This window comes from Kitasatospora sp. NPDC007106, from assembly GCF_040634455.1.
Lineage (GTDB): Bacteria > Actinomycetota > Actinomycetes > Streptomycetales > Streptomycetaceae > Kitasatospora > Kitasatospora arboriphila.
The window spans coordinates 1-1388 of record NZ_JBEYFP010001234.1; the positions used below are offsets into that span (position 1 = coordinate 1).

General features: G+C 73.8%; 2 protein-coding genes and 1 pseudogene. 1 reads left to right on the plus strand and 2 read right to left on the minus strand.

The window, feature by feature from the left end; genetic code table 11:
- On the minus strand, positions 1–184 hold a 184-nt coding region (locus ABZ641_RS37410; RefSeq protein ID WP_359989048.1), incomplete at its 3' end, for a hypothetical protein.
- Positions 185–248: 64 nt separating this feature from the next.
- Entirely contained in the window at positions 249–440 is a 192-nt protein-coding gene (locus tag ABZ641_RS37415; protein ID WP_344627060.1) for a hypothetical protein, read from the minus strand.
- A 549-nt stretch (positions 441–989) separates the two neighbouring features.
- Here ABZ641_RS37415 and ABZ641_RS37420 point away from each other — a divergent pair.
- Positions 990–1388 (plus strand): annotated as a pseudogene (locus tag ABZ641_RS37420) (hypothetical protein); the annotation flags it as partial.

The following is a 1388-nucleotide window of genomic DNA, read 5'->3' on the forward strand; positions in this document are numbered from 1 at the left end:
CGGCGCCGAACCCGGTGACGAAGTCGCCGGGTTCGGCGCCGTGCCGCCGCGGCCGTCCCCGCGCCCGGCAAGGACCTCGCCCGGTCCATCGGTGCGGCACGCGGTCGGCCGGACGGCAGTAGTCGTCGCCGTGGTGGGGGTGGCCGTCGACGGACCACACGGCCGGTGCTCGGCAATCGGCCACGCACGGTCTCCCTTCGCTCTACGCTGGGCGCCTTGCCGGCATGTGGGGAGGGGCTGACGGTGCTTCAGCGTGTGGTGAGGGCGCTCGTGTGTGCGGGCGGCTTCCTGGTGGTGGCGGGCGTGGTGTACGGCGCGGTGAGGGTGGGGGACGGCTGCGGGTCCGGCTTCACTCCCAGCTCCGGGCCGATCGTCACGTCGAGCGCGGTGGAGTGCGCCGAGCTGGTGGCCGGCCGCGGGAACCAGGCATGGATGTTCATCGTGCTGGGCGTGGCCCTGCTGACCGGCGCCATCGGGCTCAGCCTCGAATCGACCGCCACCGGGCCAGCCGCGGCGGCACCTCCGCCCCACCCGGCCGTCCCGGCTGTCCCGCCGGCGCCCCCGGTACCGTCGTCCGCGCCGACCGTCCGGGATGAGGAGCCCAACGACCGGGATGCGGAGCCGAACGACCGGAAGTGACCGCCGGCCCCGGCCCGTCGGCCGGGAGCCGGATCTCACCGAACCGGACGGACGGGACGGGCCGCGCCCCGCTGCGGTCCTCCGGCTGCAACCCGCGACGGTTCCTCCTGACGCACCGTCAGGGCATTCCGCAGGAGGGCGACGGCGCGTTCCGGGATGGTCCCGACCCGGCGAATACAGTCCCCCGGCGGCGAGCCGGCACTGTCCGGGCAGCACCATGGCTACCGGATCACGTCGCTCGAAAGCCGAATGACCGTCCGCGCTGGCGTCGCTCGACTGCGCACGTAGGTCCTCCGCCACACCGGACACCCGGGCACGGCGGTGGCTCGATCGCGCAATAACCTGCGCCTGTGACCCACAACCGCAGCCAGACCGGCCATCCCCGCCCTGCCGAGCTCCCTACCTGTCAGACGCTGCTGGAGAACACGGACTGGGCGTCGCTGGCCACGGCATGCGGAACGGGCGAGTCCCTGCCCGCGGCGCTGACACGCCTGACCGCCCCCGACCCGGCGGCCAGGCAGTCCGCTCTCCGGGACGTGCTCGGGGCCGTGACCCACCAGAACAGCATCTACGAGGCCACCGTCCCGGTGGCGCTGTACGTGGCGGCAATACTCGATCATCCGGTCCTCGTGGCAGGCAGCTCGCTCGTCGAAGTCGGCGCGGATCTGGCGCAGTTCGGTCACCGGCCCACCCTGTCAGCCGGCCGCCCGGCCGCGCAGGGGGTTTTCTCCCCCGCAGGGCGGTCGGGA